Source organism: Streptomyces sp. Ac-502 (assembly GCF_045222935.1).
GTDB classification, from domain to species: domain Bacteria; phylum Actinomycetota; class Actinomycetes; order Streptomycetales; family Streptomycetaceae; genus Streptomyces; species Streptomyces monomycini.
On the sequence record NZ_JBHFFO010000001.1, the window covers coordinates 7,689,341 to 7,710,493 of the forward strand.

Below are 21,153 nucleotides of genomic sequence, written 5' to 3' on the forward strand. Positions count from 1 at the left end.
CGGGCCGGTTCGTACGCGGCTGCGCGCTGCTCTCGGCCTTTTCGCTCATACGAACGAACAGTAAGCGGGGTGAGGTGTGGCTCGGTAGTCGCGGAGATCGTGGGCGGGGCGGCCGAGGCGCCTGTGGACAAGTGGCGAGGGAGTTGTCCACAGGGCTTTCGCAAGCTTCCCCGGCGTGGTTAACCTCGCAGAGTCACAGAGAGTTACCGACCGCTATCGATGAAGGGACCGGGCGGTCGGCGAGGGTTCCACAGGTTCGGATCAAGGGGGCGTCATGGGAGCGAAGGCGGCGGGTGCGGCTGGAAGGTGCCGCGGAGGGAGCAGGAGATGCGACGAAGGCGGAGAGTACGGAGCACATGGGGGCCGCGGAGGTCGCAGAGAGTGCGGCCAAACGCTTGGATCAGCTGAGCGGGCGTACGGAGAGTACGGTCATCCGGGCGGGCGTACCGAGCGGAGAACCACAGCTGACCGGTGCCGGGGTGCCGTCGGCACGCTGCTGGACGGTGACCAGCCAGGACCGGCCGTCGCTGTGCGCGACGGTGACGACCCAGGTGAGGGCGGGCTCCGTGTGGCGGGCGGCCGCCGGGGGCATCGGGGCCGCCTCAACGGTGTCCTTGCGGCGAAGCCCTTCCGTCGCCTCGTCCGCGTGATCACCGTCGCGGTCAGGAGACGGTACGGATTCGCTGTGCACGACGTCGACCGCGTCTGCCCGGTCCTCGCCGGTCAGCTCGCGAACGGCGAGGTCGGCGGCCTGCGCCGGGCGCTCCCAGGTCGAGCGGCCACGGCAGTGGTCCAGCAGGACCCGACCGTCCCGAGCCGACGCCACGGCCTCCTTGACCAGCGGAGCGGAAGCCCTCCCGTAGGCGTAGCCGTACGGGAGGACGAAGAGGGTGGGGGAGAAGCGGTGGCCGCCGATGTGGGTGACCTCCCACGCCTCGGCGCCGCTGTCGGCGAGTTCGGAAGCCAGCGGACGTCCGAGGACGGCGCAGCAGCGGTCCCGCTTGCCGTTGGTGCAGACGAAGACCAGCGGCTCACCGGCATACGGATCCCAGAGCCCACCGTGCTCGCCCGCACCCAACCGGGCGAAGTCGAGGAGCAGCAGGGTTTCCGGGTCGGCGACGGAGGTGGTCCGGATCCAGGAGCGGCTGGGTGCGGTGTGGGCGAGGAAAGCCCTGCGGACGGGGGCGCCGTGACAGTCCGCGTGCCGGCCCGGCCGGCGGATGAGGGCCACACGTACGCCAGTGTTGTCCGCCGCCGCTTCCAGGGCCCGGCCGATGTGAGGGTCGAGGTGGCTCTCGGTCAGCGCTTCGGTCCCCCAGGGCCCGGTCTGCTCGACGAGCAGCCAGGTCCGGGCGGTGGCCGAAGTGCCCGCGACAGGCTCGGCGGCATCGCGGGAAGCGGTTGCACACGTGCTCACATAGGTAACCCTAACCTGCCGCGGAGCGACGGGAATCCCGAACCGAAACCGCATGCATCGGGAACCGAAGACGCGCGGATCTGGAGACGTACAGGGAGCCGAACGGGGTGGGCGCCGAACCGAATTGAGCATCGGGTTGCCCCGCCGATGGGGCGTTTGCGGTTGTCGCTTGGGGAGGGCGTTCCCGGGACGTGCGTCGCCACCCCGGTTTCGGCGGGCAACCGGCAGGCCAGCGCCTTGACCTCGACGGCTTGCAGCGGTGTGGACGAGGCGGGACGGCCTCAGCGCCTGCGGTCTTTGAGCCCGGGGAAGCCCTCCTGGACGAACCGGCCTCGCCGGCGGCGCGCGGTGTCCAGGCGCAGACCCGTCTCCTGGGCGATGCGCGCGTTGGAGCGTCCGCGAGCGGCGTGGAGCACCACCTGGGTGCCCGCATTCGCACCCGCAGTCGGTGCTCGGTCTCGTGGCCGTAAGCCGTCTTCTTCAACTGCGCGCGTTCGGCGGCGCTCAGGGCTATCGGACAGGCAGTGCGGACAAGCAGTGCGGACGGGCATGGCGGGCGAACCGATCGGCCGAAGTGGATCACTGGCACGCCACAGTCTGTCCCGCCCGCGGGGGCGGAGCCCAGATGTCATGGCTGGGCTCGGCATCCCGTGTCATGAGCACCGGGTGGGGGCAGACGGCCCTGACCGCAGTTGCGTGAAGGCCGGAGCGGCGACTGTCCGGGCCGTTGGCGCTCTGGGGATGCGGCCGCCCCCGTGTACGACCAATGCTCCTGCTTCAGGGCCGGTAGACGCACTCCGCCAGCGTCGCATGCTTCTTCCAGCCCAACGTCTCGTACAGCGCGCGCCCGGCGTCGGTCGCGCCGAGAACGCCGAGGACCGCGCCCTCCTCCAGAGCGCGGTCGGCAAGCGTACGCATCACGAAGTTGCCCAGCCCACGCCGCCGATGGGCCTCCTCGGTCACCACCCGGTCCACGACCACAGCTTCCCCGAGGGATGCCATCTGCCCCTGGGCCGCCTGCTCGCCCGCCGCATTCAGCACCCGAGCGTAGGTGACGGCTCCAATGGTCTCCACGGTCACGGTGTACCCCTCGGGCGCGACCGGGGCCGTGGCCATCAGGTCAACGGCCATCAGATGGCCGCTCTCCTCCCAGGCCCACCCCTGGGGCAGCCAGGACTCGATCTCCTCCGGCTCCGCGGGCACCTTCATCCAAGTCCGCGGCACGGACACCGAAGCCGCGGCGCTGCGGATCAACAACTCCTCGGCCTCGGGCAGGACATGGCGTCCCACTTCGTCGGCGTTGCCCACCTCGACATAGAACCCCCAGGGCTTCTCGACAGGCGGGGGCGTCCGCCGGGACACGGCCCAGCCCGCCACCCAAGTCCTGACTATGTCCGCAACCATCAAGCCCTCCCGAGGGTGTGGCCGCACAACGGCCAGGTAATAGACAGCAGAAGGGATCACACATTACGTCGCCGTGCAGTCCGGGGTATCTGTTTTGCCGGGGTGTGCAGCTCCTGAAGGGCAGTCGTGAAAGATCACAAACAGCAGAACCGCCACCAGCCAGTAGCCATGACGAGGACACTGCCGCTCTGTCCCCTGTAGCCCGAAGGCACCCTGAACTGTGCCTCCGGGCCGTGTTGGTGTGCCGCTACCGGGGGTGACGGTTCTGGGTGGGTCACGGTAGGGGCTGTGGTGGGCGTAGGCCTGTGTAGTGGCCGGTGGGGCGCAGGCGCATGGGGCGTTCGTCGTACTCCTCCAGCGCGTGGGCGATCCAGCCGGCGGTTCGGGCCACCGCGAAGACGGTTTCGCCGGCCTCGGGGATCATGCCGGACGAGACGGTCAGTACGCCCAGGGCGAGGTCGACGTTGGCGTGCAGCGTGGTGTGGCGGGCGGTCGTGGCGGCCACTTCGCGTGCGGCTCGCAGTGCCGGGCCGGCCTGGGGTACGTCCTCCAGGAGACGGAACAGCGTGCGGGCGCGCGGGTCTTCGCCCTGGTAGATGCGGTGGCCGAGGCCGGGTACCCGGCGTCCGGCGCGCAGGTGGTCCGCCACCACGGCCGCCGCGCTGCCCCGCTCCAGTACCTCTTGGAGCATGCGGTGGGTGAGGCTGCTCGCGGCGCCGTGCAGTGGGCCGTCCAGGGCGCCGAAACCGGCCGATACGACGGTGTACGGGTGGGCTCGCGCGGAGGCGGCCACCCGGGCGGCCAGGGTGGAGGCGGCCAGGTCGTGGTCGATGAGGAGGACGAGTGCCGCGGCCAGCACTCGTAGTGACGCCTCGTCAGGGTGTTGTGCGGTGAGGCGTGACCACAGGCGGCGGACGATCGGGGAGGAGGCGCGGTCCGTACCGCTCTCCAGGCGGGGCAGGGCGTCGACGAGTACGGGGATGAGGGCGCGCGCCGTGCCCAGGACGGCGTCCTCGGACAGGTCGAAACGCAACGGGTCGGCGGAGGCCGCCGCCACCACGGCGACGCGCAGCCGGTCCATCGGGCCGCTGTGCGTGGGCAGTGCGTCGACGGCCCGTCGGGCGGCCGCGAGGGCTTCCTCCGGGGCGGTGAAGTGGGTCCCGGGGCGCAGTACGCCGGTCCAGAGCCACTCGGCGACCTCTTCGTAGCCGTAGTGGTCGGCCAACTCGGTCGTGTCCACGCCGCGGAAGTAGCAGCGGTCCGCGTCGATGAGGGTGATGCCGGTACGGAGGGCCAGATCGCCGCTGCCCGCAGGCGGCTCGCGGCGGGCGCCGCGTCGGGCGAGGGCGTCCACTTCCCCGGCGTCGAAGGTGCTGCCCCGGCCGCCGGGGGCCGCCGGCTGGTCAGCTGGCCGCGGCTGACGTAGGCGTAGATCGTCTCCGGCTTCACTCCGAGCCGGTCGGCCGCTTCCCTGGTGGTCAGCCGCCGCTCGCCGCCGACCCTCTCTGGGCTGCTGATGCCTGCTTCAGTGCCGATGTCTCCTTCACTGCTGACGCCCGCTTCGCTGCTGGTGCCTCCACCGCCGCTGACATTACGTCCGTCGGCATCGCCGTGTTCTCCTCCGGTGCCGCCAGTGCCACCGGTGCCGCTGTCGGTGCCGCTGTCGGCGCCACCGATGCCTTCGCCGGAGCCGCCGCCGTCGACGCCGGTACCTCCGCCGAGACTTCCGCAGTCCTCGCCGCCCTTGCCGTCGTCGGCGCCTCCGAGATCGCGACCGCCGGCCTTCCGGCCGCCGACCTTCCGGCCGTCGGCCTCTCCGGGGCCGTCATCCCCGCACCTGTCACTGCCGGCCCCGCCGCCCCCGCCCCCCACAGCGCCCCCGCCAACATCCGCTTTGTGATCCGCCATGCCGTCCACCCTATCGATTGACCCGTACTTATATTGATTCAATCAATATTGACACCGATGCAGTCCAGAATAGACAGTCAGATCAACGGGGAACGCCCAGGAAAGACAGGGAGGACTGTCATGTCGATTGCCGAGGCCGGTGCGACGTTCGACGCGCCCCGTGGGCTTGCGGGAGTGATCGTCACCGAGACCGAGCTGGGGGACGTGCGGGGCGGGGAGGGCTTCTACCACTACCGGCAGTACTCCGCCGTGGAGCTTGCGCAGAGTCGTTCCTTCGAGGACGTCTGGCATCTGATGTTCCGTGGGTACCTGCCGGACGCGGAGCAGCGCGCGGCCTTCGAGGCGGAGACCGTGGCGCTGCGTCATCTGCCCGACGCCGTACGGGACGCACTGCCCGGTATCGCCCGTGCGAGTGCCCGCAGCGGTCCGCTCGCCGGCCTGCGTACCGCGCTCTCCCTGTTCGGGGCGGCAGCGGACTTCCAGCCTCTCTACGACATCGACGCCCGTCAGCGTGGCGTTGACGCGCTCGCCGCATGCGCCGCGGTCCCCACCGTGCTCACCGCGCTGCACCGCATCGGACGCGGCCTGGAGCCGGTCGAGCCGCGGGACGACCTCCCGTACGCCGCCAACTACCTGTACATGCTCACCGGCGAGGAGCCCGGCCCCGCGCGCACCAGTGCCATCGAGCGGTACCTGATCTCCACCGTCGACCACGGCTTCAACGCGTCGACGTTCACCGCCCGCGTCATCGCCTCCACGGGCGCCGACCTCGCGGCCTGCCTGGCGGGCGCGGTCGGCGCGCTCTCCAGGCCGCTGCACGGCGGCGCGCCCAGCCGGGCGCTGGATGCTCTCGACGCCATCGGCAGCCCGGACCGTATCGACGCCTGGATCCGCGAACGGGTCCGTTCGGGGAGCGGATCATGGGTTTCGGGCACCCGGTCTACCGCACCGAGGACCCGCGTTCGCGGATGCTGCGCGATGTCGCCCGGGGGTTCGGCGGGCCGCTCGTGGACTTCGCGGTGCAGGTGGAGGAGCGGGTCGAGGCGCTGCTCGCCGAACTCAAGCCCGGCCGGGAACTGCACACCAACGTCGAGTTCTACGCGGGTGTGGTGATGGAGCTGTGCGGCCTGCCGCGTGAGATGTTCACTCCCACCTTCTGCGCGGCCCGGGTGATCGGGTGGAGCGCCAATATCCTGGAGCAGGCGGACGACTCGAAGATCATCCGTCCGGCGGCCCGCTATGTCGGCCCGCCCCCGCCGCAGCCGGTACCCGCCGCGCTGAACTGACGGCGTGCCGGACCGACGGCGCGCCGCCGACACCGATGTTCGACGATGGAGGCGCCCCCTTGGCCCCGCAGGCCCCGCGACAGATTCCGGTCATCGTGCTCGCCGGATTCCTCGGTTCCGGCAAGACGACCCTGCTCAACCATCTGCTGGGCCGCAGCGGCGGCAGCCGCGTCGGAGCGGTGGTCAACGACTTCGGCAGTATCGAGATCGACGCCATGACGGTGGCCGGGCAGGTCGACTCGATGGTTTCGCTGGGCAACGGCTGTCTGTGCTGCGCCGTCGACACCAGCGAGCTGGACGAGTACCTGGAGCGCCTGGCCCGGCCGTCGGCCCGTATCGATGTCATCGTCATCGAGGCGAGCGGTCTGGCCGAGCCGCAGGAACTCATCCGCATGATCCTGGCCAGCGAGAACGACCGGATCGTCTACGGCGGGCTGGCCGAGGTCGTCGACGCGGCGGAGTTCGGGGCCACCCGGGCCCGGCATCCGGAGATCGACCGGCATGTGGCCATCGCCGATCTGGTGGTGCTGAACAAGGCCGACCGGATCGGTGAGGCGGAGCAGCGGTCACTGCTGGAGACCCTCGCCGAGCTGAGCCCGGGGACGCCGGTCGTGCCCGCCGCGTACGGGCGGATCGACCCGGAGCTGTTCTTCGACCGCAAGCCGCGCGACGCGGACGACGAGGCGGTCCGTCAGCTGTCCTTCGAGGACCTGTTCCGTGAGGAAGCGGAGGCCGAGGCGGAGGCGCAGGCGGAGCCCGGAGCGGGCGGAGGAGCAGCCGGGGAACCTGCGTGCGGCGAGCACGGGCCGGGGTGCCACGGCCACGGTCACCGGCAGCATCTCCACGCCGCCTACGAGAGCGTCGCGTTCGAGTCGGACGAGCCGATGAACCCGCGCCGGCTCATGGCCTTCCTGGACAGCAGGCCCGCCGGTCTCTACCGGATCAAGGGGTTCGTCCACTTCGACGTGCCGGAGAACCGCCAGAAGTTCGCCGTGCACGCGGTCGGCGACTTTCTGCGCTTCTATCCTTCGCCGTGGCAGCCGGACGAGGAGCGCCGCACCCAGCTCGTTTTGATCGGCAGCGGGATCGATACGGCGGCGGTACGCAAGGAGCTGACCGGCTGCCGGGAGACGGGCCCGGAGCGCGCCGACGTCAACAGCATGTGGGGCGTACTCCGGTACGTACCGTCCAATGGAGAGCCCGGTGCGTCCGGTGAATTCGGCGAGCCCGACGACTTCGCCGGTCCGCAGGAGTCGGAGCCGCAGGAGCGGGATCAGGAGGAGCCGGATCAGCAGGATCCGGAGCAGCCGGGGAGCCCGACGACCGGTAGCCGCAGCCCACGCCCCCGTCCGGAAACCGGGCCCCCGTAAACAGCACGACAGGCCCGACGACCCGACGACCCGGCGGGTGCGACGGGTGCGCCGAGTACGGCGACGCCCCCGACCCGGCCCCAGCCGTCCCGGAGGCGTCGCCACCCGTATCACCGTCCCGGGCGCAGCACCGCGCCCGCGCCCGCTACACCGGTCCGGCCAGCGCGCTGACCGGCTTCGTCAGCGGGACGCCGGAGCCGTCCCGGCGCGGGTCCGGCTCCGGCAGGTCGACCGGGACGCCCTTGGCGTTCGCCGCCCGCACCGGCGCGGCGCCGGCCCAGGCCAGCGAGAGGCAGTCCTCGCCCTTCAGGAACCGCTGGCAGCGCACGCCACCGGTCGCCCGGCCCTTGCGCGGATACTGGTCGAAGGGGGTGAGCTTGGCCGTGGAGACCGAGTCGTCGAGCGTGCCGTGCGAGCCGGAGACGGTGAAGACCATGGCGTCGGCGGCCGGGTCGACGGCCGAGAAGAAGATGACCTTCGCGTCCGGACCCAGTTTGATGCCCGTCATGCCGCCCGCGGGCCGGCCCTGCGGCCGAACCTGGCCGGCCGGATAGCGCAGCAGCTGTGCCTCGTCGGTGATGAAGACCAGGTCCTCCTCGCCCGTACGCAGCTCCGCGGCGCCCACGATGCGGTCGCCGTCCTTGAGGGTGATGACCTCCAACTCCTCCTTGTGGGAGGGATAGTCCGGCACCACGCGCTTGACGATGCCCGCTTCCGTGCCGAGGGCCAGCCCCGGTGAGGATTCGTCGAGCGTCATCAGGCAGATCAGCGTCTCGCCGTCCTGGAGGCTGAGGAACTCGGAGACCGGCGCGCCGCCCGACAGGGTCGGCGCCGCGACGGTGTCCGGGAGCTGTGGCAGATCGACCACCTGGAGCCGCAGCAGCCGGCCGGTGGACGTCACCGCGCCCACCTCGCCGCGCGTGGTGGCCGGCACCGCCGAGACGATCACGTCGTGCTTGACGCGCTTGGCCTCCGCGTCGAAATTGACCTCGCCGTTGGCCGTACGGGCCAGCAGGCCGGTGGAGGACAGCAGCACCCGGCACGGGTCGTCGGCGACCTCCAGCGGCACCGCGGCCACCGGGGCGCCCGCCGACTCCAGCAGGACCGTGCGCCGGTCCGTGCCGTACTTCTTGGCCACCGCGGCCAGCTCGCCGGAGACCAGCTTGCGCAGCTCGGCGTCCGATTCGAGGATCTTGGTCAGCTCCTCGATCTCCGCCTTGAGCTTGTCGCGCTCCGACTCCAGCTCGATGCGGTCGAACTTGGTCAGGCGGCGCAGCGGGGTGTCGAGGATGTACTGCGTCTGGATGTCGCTCAGCGCGAAGCGGTCCATCAGCCGCTCCTTGGCCTGGGCGCTGTTGTCGCTGGAGCGGATGAGGCGGATCACCTCGTCGATGTCGATCAGGGCCGTCAGCAGGCCCTCGACCAGGTGGAGGCGGTCGCGCTTCTTGGTGCGGCGGAATTCGCTGCGCCGGCGCACCACGTCGAAGCGGTGGTCGACGTAGACCTCCAGCAGCTCCTTGAGGCCCAGCGTCAGCGGCTGGCCGTCCACCAGCGCGACGTTGTTGATGCCGAAGGACTCCTCCATGGCCGTGAGCTTGTACAGCTGCTCCAGGACGGCTTCCGGGTTGAAGCCGTTCTTGATCTCGATGACCAGGCGCAGGCCGTGCTCGCGGTCGGTGAGGTCCTTGACGTCCGCGATGCCCTGGAGCTTCTTCGCCCCCACCAGGTCCTTGATCTTGGAGATGACCTTCTCGGGGCCGACCGCGAACGGCAGTTCGGTGACGACCAGGCCCTTGCGGCGGGCGGTGACGTTCTCCACCGCGACGGTGGCACGGATCTTGAAGGTGCCGCGCCCGGACTCGTACGCGTCGCGGATGCCGCCCAGACCCACGATCCGGCCGCCGGTCGGCAGGTCGGGGCCCGGCACGTAGCGCATCAGCGTGTCGAGGTCCGCGTTCGGGTGCTTGATCAGGTGGCGGGCGGCGGCGATGACCTCGCCGAGGTTGTGCGGCGGCATGTTCGTCGCCATGCCGACCGCGATGCCGGACGCGCCGTTGACGAGGAGGTTCGGGTAGGCGGCCGGCAGGGCGACCGGCTCCTGCTCCTGGCCGTCGTAGTTCGGTGCGAAGTCGACGGTGTCCTCGTCGATGGACTCCGTCATCAGAGAGGTCGCCGAGGCCATCTTGCACTCGGTGTACCGCATGGCGGCGGGCGGGTCGTCGTTTCCGAGCGAGCCGAAGTTGCCGTGGCCGTCCACCAGGGGCAGCCGCATGGAGAAGGACTGCGCCATTCGCACCAGGGCGTCGTAGATGGAGGCGTCGCCGTGCGGGTGGAGCTTACCCATCACCTCGCCGACGACACGGGCGCACTTGACGTAACTGCGCTCGGGGCGCAGCCCCATCTCGTTCATCTGGTAGAGGATGCGGCGGTGTACGGGCTTGAGGCCGTCGCGGGCGTCCGGGAGGGCGCGGGAGTAGATGACCGAGTACGCGTACTCAAGGAAGGAGCCCTGCATCTCGTCGACGACGTCGATGTCGAGGATCCTCTCCTCGAAGTCGTCCGGCGGCGGGGTCTTCGTGCTACGGCGGGCCATCGCGGCTGCGGCTCCTTCGCTTGCGTCCTGCTGCTTGCCGATGCTGGATCAACGTTCGGGTCTTTCGCGGACCATTGTGGCCCGCCCCACTGACAACGCCGACCGCGACCCTCCCCAGGGCCCCGGACGAGGTCACCGCGAAGTCCGCTCGTACGAGGCAGCCCGGCCGGGAACTTCGCCATAGCTCGGCACGCTTGCATACAGTGACAGAACTTCCTCGCAAGCGGATCGAAGGGACGTACATGCCCATGGGTCACACGGCCACAGAACAAGCCGGCTCCGGCGGCCTGACAGCGACCGAGCACCGGCTGGCCAACGGCCTGCGTGTGGTGCTCTCCGAAGATCACCTGACCCCGGTCGCCGCGGTCTGCCTCTGGTACGACGTCGGCTCGCGCCACGAGGTCAAGGGGCGTACGGGCCTGGCCCACCTCTTCGAGCACCTCATGTTCCAGGGCTCCGCCCAGGTCTCGGGCAACGGCCACTTCGAACTGGTCCAGGGCGCCGGCGGCTCCCTGAACGGCACCACCAGCTTCGAGCGCACCAACTACTTCGAGACCATGCCCGCCCACCAGCTGGAGCTCGCGCTCTGGCTGGAGGCCGACCGCATGGGCTCCCTGCTCACGGCGCTCGACGAGGAGTCCCTGGACAACCAGCGCGACGTCGTCAAGAACGAGCGCCGCCAGCGCTACGACAACGTCCCCTACGGCACGGCCTTCGAGAAGCTGACGGCCATGGCCTATCCGGAGGGACACCCGTACCACCACACGCCCATCGGTTCGATGGCCGACCTGGACGCCGCCTCCCTGGAGGACGCGCGGGCCTTCTTCCGTACGTACTACGCGCCCAACAATGCGGTGCTGTCGATCGTCGGCGACATCGACACCGAGCAGACCCTCGCCTGGGTGGAGAAGTACTTCGGCACCATCCCCGGCCACGAGGGCAAGCAGCCGCCGCGCGACGGCTCCCTCCCGGAGGTCATCGGCAAGGAGCTGCGCGAGGTCGTCGAGGAGGACGTCCCCTCCCGCGCCCTGATGGCCGCCTACCGCCTCCCGCACGACGGCACCCGTGAGGCCGACGCGGCCGACCTGGCGCTGACCGTGCTCGGCGGCGGCGAGTCCTCGCGGCTGTACAACCGGCTGGTGCGCCGTGACCGTACGGCCGTGGCGGCGGGCTTCGGCCTGCTCCGGCTGGCCGGTGCCCCCTCGCTGGGCTGGCTGGACGTGAAGACCTCCGGCGGCGTCGAGGTCTCCGGCATCGAGCGCGCCGTCGACGAGGAGCTGGCCCGCTTCGCCGAGGAGGGGCCCACCCCGAGGAGATGGAGCGCGCGCAGGCCCAGCTGGAGCGCGAGTGGCTGGACCGGCTCGCCACGGCTGCCGGGCGCGCCGACGAACTGTGCCGGTTCACGGTCCTGTTCGGCGACCCGCAGCTCGCCCTGACGGCCGTGCGGCGCGTCCTGGACATCACCCCGCAGGAGGTGCAGGAGGTCGCCAAGGCCCGGCTGCGCCCCGACAACCGCGCGGTCCTCGTGTACGAGCCGACCGAGCCGACCGCCGCCGAGGACAACGACGAGGAGGCGGCCCAGTGAGTGACGCCGTCAGCAGCACGATGACCTTCCACCCGCAGCCGGCCGGCGGCGACCCCAAGCCGTGGGCCTTCCCGGCCCCCGAGCGCGGCCAGCTCCCCAACGGCCTCACGGTCCTGCGCAGCCACCGCCCCGGCCAGCAGGTCGTCGCCGTCGAGGTCGACATCGTCGCGCCCCTGGAGGCCGAGCCGGCGGGCCTGGACGGCGTCGCCACGATCATGGCGCGCGCCCTGTCCGAGGGCACCGACAAGCACGACGCCGAGGAGTTCGCCGCCGAGCTGGAGCGCTGCGGCGCCACTCTGGACGCGCACGCCGACCACCCCGGCGTCCGGGTGTCCCTGGAGGTCCCGGCCTCCCGGCTGGACCAGGCGCTCGGTCTGCTCGCCGACGCCCTGCGCGCCCCCGCGTTCCCGGACGGCGAGGTCGAGCGCCTGGTGGCCAACCGCCTCGACGAGATCCCGCACGAGCTGGCCAACCCTGCCCGGCGCGCCGCGATGGCCCTGTCCAAGGAGCTGTTCCCGGCCGACTCCCGGATGTCGCGGCCGCGCCAGGGCACCGAGGAGACCGTCACCCGTATCGACGCGGCGGCCGTACGTGCCTTCTACGAGGCCCATGTGCGCCCCGCCACGGCCACCGCCGTCGTCGTCGGCGACTTCTCCGGCGTCGATCTGGACGCGGCTCTCGCGGAGACCCTCGGCGCCTGGACGGGTTCGCCCGCCGAACCGGTGAAGGCCAGCCCGATCACCGCCGACGACACCGGCCGCGTCGTGATCGTCGACCGCCCCGGCGCCGTCCAGACCCAGCTGCTGATCGGCCGGATCGGCGCCGACCGGCACGACCGCGTCTGGCCCGCGCAGGTGCTCGGCACGTACTGCCTGGGCGGCACCCTCACCTCCCGCCTGGACCGGGTGCTGCGCGAGGAGAAGGGCTACACCTACGGGGTGCGCTCCTTCGGGCAGGTGCTGCGCTCCTCGGCCGACGGCGACGGCGCCGCGATGCTCGCCATCAGCGGTTCGGTGGACACCGCCTCCACCGGCCCGGCGCTGGAGGACCTCTGGAAGGTGCTGCGCACCCTCGCGGCGGAGGGCCTGACGGACGCCGAGCGCGACGTGGCCGTACAGAACCTCGTCGGGGTCGCGCCGCTGAAGTACGAGACCGCGGCGGCCGTCGCGGGCACCCTCGCCGACCAGGTTGAGCAGCAGCTTCCGGACGACTACCAGGCCCGGCTGTACGAGCGGCTCGCGAAGACCGGCACGGTCGAGGCGACCGCCGCGGCCGTCAACGCCTTCCCGGTCGACCGGCTGGTGACGGTGCTGGTGGGCGACGCCGCCGCGATCGAGGAGCCCGTCAAGGCGCTCGGTATCGGGGAGGTGACGGTCGTCAAGGGCTGAGGCGCGACGCGCCGGCACGGGACGGACAGCCGGTGACCGGTGGTGGCCGATCGCTGCCGGTGGTGGCCGACGGCTGCCGCGATGACTGACGGCCGTGACCCGGATGAGTGACGGGCGGTCACATAAGGGATCCAGTGGTGCGCAGGCGCCACTGGATCTTCTTTATGCCCTAATTGTTGGGGGTGGTTGCACGGTGCCCGTGTGGCGTACGGCACAAAACCGGGGTTCTGTTTGCCGATTGAAAGTTGCCCCGTTTAGCGTCGATCCGGCTGTCCGCAGGATCACCGCCGCAACCGCGGCACGGACAGGCATCGCCGAGTCCCCGTACGGCGCGAGCCAGGGGAGCCGGGGACCCATGTCCCTTGGGGTGAATCGGACGCCTTCCCGGAGGCGCCCGTAGGAGACCTTCCTGCTCCGAACCCGTCAGCTAACCCGGTAGGCGAGAGGGAAGGAAAGGACACAGCCAGCCCATGGCGTTCACCCGTGCCACCGGGAAGCACCGTGGTCCGAGCCGCAGCGCGCGGACGACCCGAAACCTCGCCGGCATAGCCACGCTCGCCGCCTCCGGCGTCATCGCCTCCGTCGCCTCCCCGGCCCTGGCGGCCGGCAACCCGGACGACGCGAGCAGCCACGACACCGGCCTCCACCACGCCGTCGTCCTCGGCGACGAGCTCGCCGAGCAGATCGAGGCGCAGGCCGACGCACAGCAGGAGGCCGCCGAGGCCGCCGCCGCGCAGGCCAAGGCCGAGGCCGAGGCGCGCAAGCAGGCCGAGGAGGCCAAGCGCCAGGCCGAGGCCGAGGCGAAGAAGGAGCGGGAAGCCAAGGAGCGCGCCGCCCGTGAGGCCGAGCGCAAGCGCCTGCTCACGTACGTCTCGCCGGTCGACGGCTCCTACGTCTCCACCAGCTACAAGGCCTCCAGCGGCCTGTGGTCCTCGGGCAGCCACACCGGCATCGACTTCCACGCCGCCTACGGGACCACCGTGCACGCCGTCGGCTCCGGCACCGTCGTCGAGACCGGCTGGGGCGGCGCGTACGGGAACAACGTCGTCATCAAGATGAACGACGGCACCTACACCCAGTACGGCCACCTGTCGTCCATCAGCGTCTCGGTCGGCCAGACGGTCACCCCGGGCCAGCAGATCGCCCTGTCCGGCAACACCGGCAACACCACCGGGCCGCACCTGCACTTCGAGGCCCGCACCTCCGCGGAGTACGGCTCGGACATCGACCCGGTCGCCTACCTGCGCTCGCACGGCGTCAACGTCTGACGCACACCCGTCACGCTGGCTCACTCCCGCCGCACCCGTCCCCCGTACGATGCCCCGGCCCCTGCGGCCGGGGCATCTGCGTTTCCGCCTGGGCAGCACCTGGCCAAAAAATATCCATGAATGCGCAGCGGCCGTCGGAGATCTGCTTTCTGTCGCCTAGAGTCACGTCGAAAGCCGCCGACCGGTGGCATTTCCCGGGAGTTTCCAGTGAATTACGGCGGAGGCGCAGACGGTGCGAGGTCCTCTTTCCGCGCATGTGGTGTGCACGGCGATCCGCGACGACATCGTGTCCGGCGTTCTTCCGCCGGGCAGCCGCCTGATCGAGGAAATGCTGGCCGGCCGCTACGGGGTCTCGCGCGTTCCCGTGCGTGAGGCGTTGCGTACGTTGCAGTCGGAGGGCTTCGTCGTCATCCGGCACCACGCGGGTGCCTGCGTGGCCGAGCCGACCGAGCGCGAGGCGGTCGACGCCCTGGACATCCGGGCGCTGCTGGAGCCGCTCGGCGCCGCGCGCGCCGCCGCCCGCCGCACCGCGGCCCACATCAAGGTGCTGCGCGGCGTCGTACGGCTGGGCCGTGAGCGCGCCCTGCACGGCCACCACGCCGAGCTGCGCCAACTCGACGGCTGGTTCCACGAGACGCTCGCCCAGGCGTCCGGCAGTACCGGCCTGGCGACGCTGCTCACCCAGCTGCGGCGCAAGATCGACTGGATGTACGTGGTCGAGCTTCCGGCCCGCGACGAGCGCTCCTGGGAGGAGCACGGGGCGGTGCTGGACGCGGTGAGCCGCGGGGACGCCGAGCGGGCCCGCGCCCTGATGGCGGCGCACGTCGAGCGCTCGCGCCCGGCGTACCGGCTGCGCCCGGTGGTCCCCGGGCCGGCGGTGAGGGATGCGAAACAGGCCGTGAACACGGCGCGCGAACGGAATTAACAAGCGGGCCGTATACAGGCGGTAGGTGATTTCTCGCTTTGCCGGGGGGCGGGTGGGAGTTCCGCGGCGGCGGGGCGGACTGCGGGAAAGCGCGGGCTCATTCTAGCGAAGGGGTCGCAGAGAGCGCAGGAGAACTGCGAGTGAGGCGTAGGGGGAATTCCTCGACGTGCCCCGAGTGGTGGCGTGCGGGTTTTCCGGGGTGCCGCTTATCGGCCGTGGCGTATGGAAGCGCACGGAAAACGGCTCCGCCCCGGCGCCGGTGGCCCGGCTACCGCGGCGGAGCCGCGAACGCTGTGACCCGCGAAGCGGTTCAGACGGTCTCCGGGAGCTCCTCGAGGCCCTCGGCGACCAGCTTGGCGAGGCGGTCGAGCGCGGCGTCGGCGCCCTCGGCGTCGGAGGCCAGCACGATCTCCTCGCCACCCTGGGCGCCCAAGCCCAGCACGGCCAGCATGGAGGCCGCGTTGACCGGGTTGCCGTCGGCCTTCGCGATCGTCACGGGAACCCCGGCGGCGGTGGCCGCACGGACGAAGATCGAGGCGGGGCGGGCGTGCAGACCCTCGGCCCAACCGACATTGACGCGGCGCTCAGCCATGGTGTTGCCCTTCAAGTCGTAACGGTTGTCTAGACCAGTGTCTCATGGCGCCGGGAGTGCTCCGGCAGTCCGCGACGGCGCTCGGGGCAGCGCTTTCCGCAGGCCGGGGGCACGTTACCGGCGGCTCTCCGGCGTACGCCCGGACCGTCCGCCATCCGGGACCCGCCACTCGGGACCACCGGGCCTGCCACCCGGGACCGCCGTCCCGACCGGCCGTCCGGGACCACCGGGCCTGCCACTCGGGATCTCCGCCCCGACCGGCCGCCCGGGACCCCGGACCCACCGTCCGGACCCGCCGCCGACCCGTCATCGACCCGCCACCCGGGACCGACCGTCCCGCCCCACCCTGCACGGGCCCGCACGGGCCCGCACACCGAGCCGGTTGTCAGTGGCCGGCCGTACGCTGTCCCTCATGCAGAGCCCGTCGGACAGCGTCTACCCGGCCCACTGGGAGGCCGATGTCGTGCTGCGCGACGGCGGCACCGCGCGCATCCGTCCCATCGCCCCCGACGACGCGCAGCGCCTGGTCTCGTTCTACGAACAGGTGTCGGACGAGTCGAAGTACTACCGCTTCTTCGCGCCCTACCCGCGCCTGTCCGACCGCGACGTGCACCGCTTCACCCACCACGACTACGTCGACCGGGTGGGCCTGGCCGCCACCGTGGGCGGCGAGTTCATCGCCACGGTCCGCTACGACCGCATCGACGACCGCGGCCGCCCCGCCAAGGAGCCGGGCGCCGACCAGGCCGAGGTCGCCTTCCTCGTGCAGGACGCCCACCAGGGCCGCGGGGTGGCCTCCGCCCTCCTGGAGCACATCGCCGCGGTCGCCCGGGAGCGCGGCATCCGCCGGTTCGCGGCCGAGGTGCTGCCCGCCAACACCAAGATGATCAAGGTCTTCACGGACGTCGGGTACACCCAGCAGCGCACCTTCGAAGACGGCGTGGTGCGCCTGGAGTTCGACCTGGAGCCCACCGAGCAGTCCATGGCCGTCATGCGCGGCCGCGAGCAGCGTGCCGAGGCCCGCTCCGTGCAGCGCCTGCTGGCGCCCGGCTCGGTCGCCGTCATCGGCACCGGCCGGACCCCCGGCGGCGTCGGCCGCTCCGTCCTGCGCAACCTCCTCGACTCCGGCTACCCGGGCCGGGTGTACGCGGTCAACCACGCCTTCCCCGAGGGCGGCGCCCGCCTCGACCCCGAGGGCGTGCCCGGTCACCGCTCGGTGCCGGAGATCCCCGAGCCCGTGGACCTCGCGGTGCTCGCCGTCCCCGCCGCCCAGGTCCCCGAGGTGGTCCGCGACTGCGGCGAGCACGGCGTACGCGGCCTGGTGATCCTCTCCTCCGGGTACGCCGAGTCCGGCCCCGAGGGGCGCGAGCGGCAGCGCGCCCTGCTGCGCCAGGCCCGCTCGTACGGCATGCGGCTCATCGGGCCGAACGCCTTCGGCCTGATCAACACCGCGCCGGACGTCCGGCTGAACGCCTCGCTCGCCCCCCAGATGCCCGGCGCCGGGCGCATCGGCCTGTTCACGCAGTCCGGGGCGATCGGCATCGCCCTGCTCAGCGGACTGCACCGGCGTGGCCCCGGCGACGGCTCGATCGCCGGCATCTCCACCTTCCTGTCGGCCGGCAACCGCGCCGACCTCTCCGGCAACGACCTGCTCCAGTACTGGTACGACGACCCCGCCACCGACGTCGCGATCCTCTACCTGGAGTCCATCGGCGACCCGCGCAAGTTCATGCGCCTCGCCCGCCGTACGGCCGCCGTCAAGCCCGTCGTCGTCGCCAAGGGCGCCCGGCACACCGGCACCGCGCCGCTCGGCCACACCGTCCCCACGGTCCGCATCCCCGACAGCACGGTCTCCGCCCTGATGCGCCAGGCCGGCGTGATCCGGGTCGACACGGTCACCGAGCTGATCGACGCCGGACTGCTGCTCGCCTCGCAGCCGCTGCCGGACGGCCCGCGCGTCGCCATCCTGGGCAACAGCGAGTCCCTCGCCCTGCTGACGTACGACGCCTGCCTCACCGAAGGGCTGCGTCCGCTGCGTCCGCACGTCCTCGCCGCCGCGGCCACCCCGGAGGACTTCCGTACGGCGCTGTCCGCGGCCCTGGCCAACGGGCTCTGCGACGCCGTCGTCGTCACGGCCATTCCCTGGGTGGGGGAGGAGGGCGTGGCCTCCCCGGGCGAGGGCGCCGACCTCGCCGCGGCGCTGCGCGAGGCGGCCTCGTCCGCCGCTCCCGCCAAGCCGGTCACCGTCGTCCACCTGGCCATGGATGCCCTCGCCGACGCGCTGGCGGCTCCACCGCCGTCCGGCGAGGCACTGACGCCGCCCCAGGACGTCCCGTCGCCCTCCCACAACGCCTCGCCGCGTCCCGACGGCGTCCCGGCCCACCCAGGAGCCCCTGGAACCTTCGGCGACGCCACCGCGGCCCCGCAGCGCCCCGCCACACCCCCACCCGCCCCAGCCACCGACAGCGCGCCCACCGCCTCCCCGTCCACCGCCTCCCCAGCCCCCGCCACCCCGCCCGCCCCCCTCATACCGGCCTTCCCCGCCGCCGAGCGCGCCGTCCGGTCGCTCGCCCAGGCGGTGCGGTACGCGAAATGGCGCCGGGACGCCGCCGACCCGGGCCGGGTGCCCGAGTTCGAGGACATCGAGGAGGCCGCCGCCGGCGCCGACATCGACCGGCTGCTCGACGAGCTGGCCCGGCACGCCGACATCACCCGCTCCGTCCCGCTGCCGGCCGAGGACGCCCACGCCCTGCTGGCCCGGTACGGCATCCCCGTACGCCCCGCCCACCCGGCCCCCGACCCGGACACCGCCGTACGGGCCGCCGCCCGCCTGGGCTACCCGGTCGCCCTGAAGACCACCGCACCGCACCTGCGGCACCGCCCCGACCTCGGCGGCGTCCGCCTCGACCTGACCGGCGAGGCGGAGCTGCGCCGCGCCTACGCCGAGCTGACCGACTTCCTCGGCAAGCCGGAGGAGCTGCGGCCGGTCGTCCAGCCGATGGTGCCGCGCGGCGTCGACACGGTCGTCCGCGCCGCCATCGACCCGGCCGCCGGCGCCGTCCTCTCCTTCGGCCTGGCCGGCGCCCCCTCGCAGCTGCTGGGCGACACGGCGCACCGCCTCGTCCCCGCGACCGACCGCGACGTCGCCGAACAGATACGGTCCATCCGCACGGCTCCGCTGCTGTTCGGGTGGCGCGGCAGCCAGCCGGTGGACACCGCCGCCCTGGAGGACCTGCTGCTGCGGGTCTCCCGGCTGGTCGACGACCACCCCGAGGTCGTCGGCGTCGACCTGGAGCCGGTCGTCGTCGCGCCGCACGGCGTGGCCGTGCTGGACGCCACGGTCCGCCTGGCCCGTCCGCCGGCCACCACCGACCTGGGCCCCCGCCGGATGCCCGCCTACTGAGAGCCGGTACCGGGACCCCTGCCGGGGGACCCGGGCCCGGACGTGGCCTCTCGGACCCGCCCCGGCCGGTACGCCCCGTAAGATGGCCGCATGGCTAAGACCGGTACGACGACCCAAGGGCTGCGCGCGGCGATCGAGCGCAGCGGCTATTACCCGGCCCTGGTGGCCGAGGCGGTGCAGGCCGCGGTCGGCGGCGAGCCGGTGGTGTCGTACTTGGTCCACCAGGAGACGACCTTCGACGCCAACGAGGTCCGCCGCCATGTCACGGTCCTGGTCCTGACGGGCACCCGCTTCATCGTCAGCCACACCGACGAGCAGTCCGCCGACGACACCTCCCCGTCGCCGTACGCGACGACCTCCACCGAGTCCGTGAAGCTCGGCCGGATCTCGTCCGTCGTCCTCAGCCGGGTGGTCGCCAACCCCGAGTCCTACACCCCGGGCCAACTGCCCCGCGAGGTCGTCCTGACCATCGGCTGGGGCGCCGTCGCCCGTCTGGACCTGGAGCCCGCCACCTGCGGCGACCCGAACTGCGAGGCCGATCACGGCTACACCGGCTCCTCGACGGCCGACGACCTGTCGCTGCGGGTCAGCGAGGCCGGCGACGGCCCGGACACGGTGCGGCAGACCCTCGCCTTCGCCCAGGCGCTGTCCGAAGCCACCGCGGCGACCACCCGCTGATGGCGTACGCCGCCCCCGCCTGGCCGGAACCGGAACCCCTCGACCTGGCCGGTGCCCCGGTGCCCCTTTACGGCACCGGCTCGCTCGCCGACCTGCTGCCCACCGTCACCGCGGGCCAGGGCCTGACCCTGCCCGGCGCCGGGCAGGCGGGCGCTCCGGGCATGCCGCTGGACCCCGCCGACCGTGTCTGTGTCTTCCTCATCGACGGTCTCGGCTGGGAGCTGCTGCGCGCCCACCCGGACGAGGCGCCGTTCCTGACGTCCCTCCTGGACAGCTCGTTCAACCGCACCGGCCGTCCGATCACCGCGGGCTTCCCGGCCACCACCGCCGCCTCGCTGGCCTCCGTCGGCACCGGGCTGCCGCCGGGCGAGCACGGCCTGGCCGGCTACACCTGCCTGAACCCGGACACCGGCGAACTGATGAACCAGCTGCGCTGGTACCCGTGGACCGACCCGTACGCCTGGCAGCCGTACCCGACCGTCTTCCGGCAGGCGCACGCCGCCGGCATCCACACCTGCCAGGTCTCCGCGCCGACCTTCGAACGCACCCCGCTCACCGAGATCGCGCTCAGCGGCGGCACGTTCCACGGCCGGCTCTCCGGCGAGGAGCGCATGGACCTGGCGGCCGAGCAGCTCGCCGGCGGCGACCGCTCGCTGGTCTACACCTACTACGCCGAGGTGGACGGCGCCGGGCACCGCTACGGCGTCGACTCCGACGCCTGGCGCGGCCAGCTGATGTACGTCGACCGCCTCGCCCAGCGCCTCGCCGAGCAACTGCCGCCGCGCAGCGCCCTGTACGTCACCGCCGACCACGGCATGATCGACATCCCGTTCGGCCCGGACCACCGCATCGACTTCGACGAGGACTGGGAGCTGCGCGCCGGAGTGCGGCTGCTGGGCGGCGAGGGGCGCGCGCGGCATCTGTACGCGCACCCCGGCGCGGCCGGTGACGTGCTCGCGGTATGGCGCGAGGTGGTCGGGGAACATATGTGGGTGGCGAGCCGTGACGAGGCCGTCGCCGCCGGGTGGTTCGGCCCCCGGGTCGACGACCGGGTCCGGGCCCGCATCGGTGACGTCGTCGTCGCCGCGCACGCCGACATGGTGATCGTGGCGAGCGAGACGGAGCCGCGCGAGTCCGCGATGGTCGGGATGCACGGTTCGATGACGCCGGCCGAACAGCTCGTACCGCTCCTCGAAGTCCGCACCTGAGCCCCGCACCCGAGCCCCGTAGCCGGGCCGAGCGCCTGAGCCCGGCCGCCCCGCACGCCCTGCCCTGCCCGCCCGCCGCCCGGTGAGCCCACCCCCACGTGCGCTCCCGACCGTCCCCCACTCGATAC

At 72.2% G+C, this 21,153-nt stretch carries 13 protein-coding genes, 3 pseudogenes and 1 riboswitch; of the genes and pseudogenes, 10 read left to right on the top strand and 6 right to left on the bottom strand.

Features of this window, described 5'->3' with window-relative positions; translation table 11 throughout:
- Window positions 1-400: 400 nt before the first annotated feature.
- The 4 genes and pseudogenes from ACEXOX_RS35025 to ACEXOX_RS35040 all read right to left on the bottom strand — a co-directional run bounded on the left by ACEXOX_RS35025 (window position 401) and on the right by ACEXOX_RS35040 (window position 4,339).
- Window positions 401-1,417 carry a sucrase ferredoxin gene (locus tag ACEXOX_RS35025; protein ID WP_406524894.1) on the bottom strand — a complete coding sequence of 339 codons (1,017 nt, stop codon included), beginning with the start codon at window positions 1,415-1,417 and terminating at the stop codon, window positions 401-403.
- A 281-nt stretch (window positions 1,418-1,698) separates the two neighbouring features.
- The gene (locus ACEXOX_RS35030) at window positions 1,699-2,064 is read right to left on the bottom strand and encodes a helix-turn-helix domain-containing protein (protein ID WP_406524895.1); all 366 of its coding nucleotides are present in this window, start codon (window positions 2,062-2,064) and stop codon (window positions 1,699-1,701) included.
- Between the two features lie 130 nt (window positions 2,065-2,194).
- The gene (locus tag ACEXOX_RS35035) at window positions 2,195-2,821 is read right to left on the bottom strand and encodes a GNAT family N-acetyltransferase (RefSeq protein ID WP_406524896.1); all 627 of its coding nucleotides are present in this window, start codon (window positions 2,819-2,821) and stop codon (window positions 2,195-2,197) included.
- Window positions 2,822-3,095: 274 nt separating this feature from the next.
- Window positions 3,096-4,339: pseudogene (locus ACEXOX_RS35040) on the bottom strand (citrate/2-methylcitrate synthase).
- A gap of 93 nt (window positions 4,340-4,432) precedes the next feature.
- Between ACEXOX_RS35040 and ACEXOX_RS35045 the strand changes: the two are divergent.
- The 3 genes and pseudogenes from ACEXOX_RS35045 (at window position 4,433) to ACEXOX_RS35055 (ending at window position 7,385) form a co-directional block, all read left to right on the top strand.
- Complete coding sequence (locus ACEXOX_RS35045; protein ID WP_406526701.1) at window positions 4,433-4,750, top strand: hypothetical protein; 318 nt, start codon at window positions 4,433-4,435, stop codon at window positions 4,748-4,750.
- Between the two features lie 99 nt (window positions 4,751-4,849).
- A pseudogene (locus ACEXOX_RS35050) lies at window positions 4,850-6,015 on the top strand (citrate synthase/methylcitrate synthase).
- Between the two features lie 35 nt (window positions 6,016-6,050).
- A complete protein-coding gene (locus tag ACEXOX_RS35055) occupies window positions 6,051-7,385 on the top strand; it encodes a CobW family GTP-binding protein (RefSeq protein ID WP_406524897.1) in 1,335 nt (444 codons plus the stop codon).
- Between the two features lie 145 nt (window positions 7,386-7,530).
- Here the strand turns inward: ACEXOX_RS35055 and ACEXOX_RS35060 are convergent, their stop codons facing one another.
- Window positions 7,531-9,978 carry a DNA topoisomerase (ATP-hydrolyzing) subunit A gene (locus tag ACEXOX_RS35060; protein WP_406524898.1) on the bottom strand — a complete coding sequence of 816 codons (2,448 nt, stop codon included), beginning with the start codon at window positions 9,976-9,978 and terminating at the stop codon, window positions 7,531-7,533.
- A 248-nt stretch (window positions 9,979-10,226) separates the two neighbouring features.
- Here ACEXOX_RS35060 and ACEXOX_RS35065 point away from each other — a divergent pair.
- The 4 genes and pseudogenes from ACEXOX_RS35065 to ACEXOX_RS35080 all read left to right on the top strand — a co-directional run bounded on the left by ACEXOX_RS35065 (window position 10,227) and on the right by ACEXOX_RS35080 (window position 15,144).
- Window positions 10,227-11,563, top strand: a pseudogene (locus ACEXOX_RS35065) (M16 family metallopeptidase).
- Between the two features lie 20 nt (window positions 11,564-11,583).
- Window positions 11,584-12,951, top strand: coding sequence for a M16 family metallopeptidase (locus ACEXOX_RS35070; RefSeq protein ID WP_406526565.1), 1,368 nt, complete (start codon window positions 11,584-11,586; stop codon window positions 12,949-12,951).
- Between the two features lie 302 nt (window positions 12,952-13,253).
- A riboswitch (cyclic di-AMP (ydaO/yuaA leader) is annotated at window positions 13,254-13,408 on the top strand.
- Between the two features lie 13 nt (window positions 13,409-13,421).
- Window positions 13,422-14,219, top strand: a complete 798-nt coding sequence (locus ACEXOX_RS35075; protein ID WP_406524899.1) for a M23 family metallopeptidase — start codon at window positions 13,422-13,424, stop codon at window positions 14,217-14,219.
- 259 nt (window positions 14,220-14,478) lie between these two features.
- The gene (locus tag ACEXOX_RS35080) at window positions 14,479-15,144 is read left to right on the top strand and encodes a GntR family transcriptional regulator (protein WP_406526566.1); all 666 of its coding nucleotides are present in this window, start codon (window positions 14,479-14,481) and stop codon (window positions 15,142-15,144) included.
- 310 nt (window positions 15,145-15,454) lie between these two features.
- On the opposite strand, the gene ACEXOX_RS35085 is transcribed toward ACEXOX_RS35080, so the two are convergent.
- Window positions 15,455-15,736 carry an HPr family phosphocarrier protein gene (locus ACEXOX_RS35085; protein ID WP_030021209.1) on the bottom strand — a complete coding sequence of 94 codons (282 nt, stop codon included), beginning with the start codon at window positions 15,734-15,736 and terminating at the stop codon, window positions 15,455-15,457.
- A gap of 412 nt (window positions 15,737-16,148) precedes the next feature.
- Between ACEXOX_RS35085 and ACEXOX_RS35090 the strand changes: the two genes are divergently transcribed.
- The 3 genes from ACEXOX_RS35090 to ACEXOX_RS35100 all read left to right on the top strand — a co-directional run bounded on the left by ACEXOX_RS35090 (window position 16,149) and on the right by ACEXOX_RS35100 (window position 21,025).
- On the top strand, window positions 16,149-19,139 hold the full coding sequence (locus ACEXOX_RS35090) for a GNAT family N-acetyltransferase (RefSeq protein WP_406524900.1): 2,991 nt from the start codon (window positions 16,149-16,151) through the stop codon (window positions 19,137-19,139).
- Window positions 19,140-19,229: 90 nt separating this feature from the next.
- Complete coding sequence (locus ACEXOX_RS35095) at window positions 19,230-19,817, top strand: DUF5998 family protein (RefSeq protein ID WP_406524901.1); 588 nt, start codon at window positions 19,230-19,232, stop codon at window positions 19,815-19,817.
- Window positions 19,817-21,025 carry an alkaline phosphatase family protein gene (locus ACEXOX_RS35100; protein WP_406524902.1) on the top strand — a complete coding sequence of 403 codons (1,209 nt, stop codon included), beginning with the start codon at window positions 19,817-19,819 and terminating at the stop codon, window positions 21,023-21,025. Before ACEXOX_RS35095 ends, ACEXOX_RS35100 begins: the two co-directional genes overlap by 1 nt.
- Window positions 21,026-21,153: the final 128 nt, after the last annotated feature.

What these genes read in the sequence shown, in the direction of transcription:
- ACEXOX_RS35030 (WP_406524895.1), bottom strand. Translation starts at nt 2,064, where the DNA reads ATGCCGAGCCCAGCCATGACATCTGGGCTCCGCCCCCGCGGGCGGGAC.
- ACEXOX_RS35035 (WP_406524896.1), bottom strand. Translation starts at nt 2,821, where the DNA reads ATGGTTGCGGACATAGTCAGGACTTGGGTGGCGGGCTGGGCCGTGTCC.
- ACEXOX_RS35055 (WP_406524897.1), top strand. Translation starts at nt 6,051, where the DNA reads ATGTTCGACGATGGAGGCGCCCCCTTGGCCCCGCAGGCCCCGCGACAG.
- ACEXOX_RS35060 (WP_406524898.1), bottom strand. Translation starts at nt 9,978, where the DNA reads ATGGCCCGCCGTAGCACGAAGACCCCGCCGCCGGACGACTTCGAGGAG.
- ACEXOX_RS35070 (WP_406526565.1), top strand. Translation starts at nt 11,584, where the DNA reads ATGACCTTCCACCCGCAGCCGGCCGGCGGCGACCCCAAGCCGTGGGCC.
- ACEXOX_RS35075 (WP_406524899.1), top strand. Translation starts at nt 13,422, where the DNA reads ATGGCGTTCACCCGTGCCACCGGGAAGCACCGTGGTCCGAGCCGCAGC.
- ACEXOX_RS35085 (WP_030021209.1), bottom strand. Translation starts at nt 15,736, where the DNA reads ATGGCTGAGCGCCGCGTCAATGTCGGTTGGGCCGAGGGTCTGCACGCC.
- ACEXOX_RS35090 (WP_406524900.1), top strand. Translation starts at nt 16,149, where the DNA reads ATGCAGAGCCCGTCGGACAGCGTCTACCCGGCCCACTGGGAGGCCGAT.
- ACEXOX_RS35095 (WP_406524901.1), top strand. Translation starts at nt 19,230, where the DNA reads ATGGCTAAGACCGGTACGACGACCCAAGGGCTGCGCGCGGCGATCGAG.
- ACEXOX_RS35100 (WP_406524902.1), top strand. Translation starts at nt 19,817, where the DNA reads ATGGCGTACGCCGCCCCCGCCTGGCCGGAACCGGAACCCCTCGACCTG.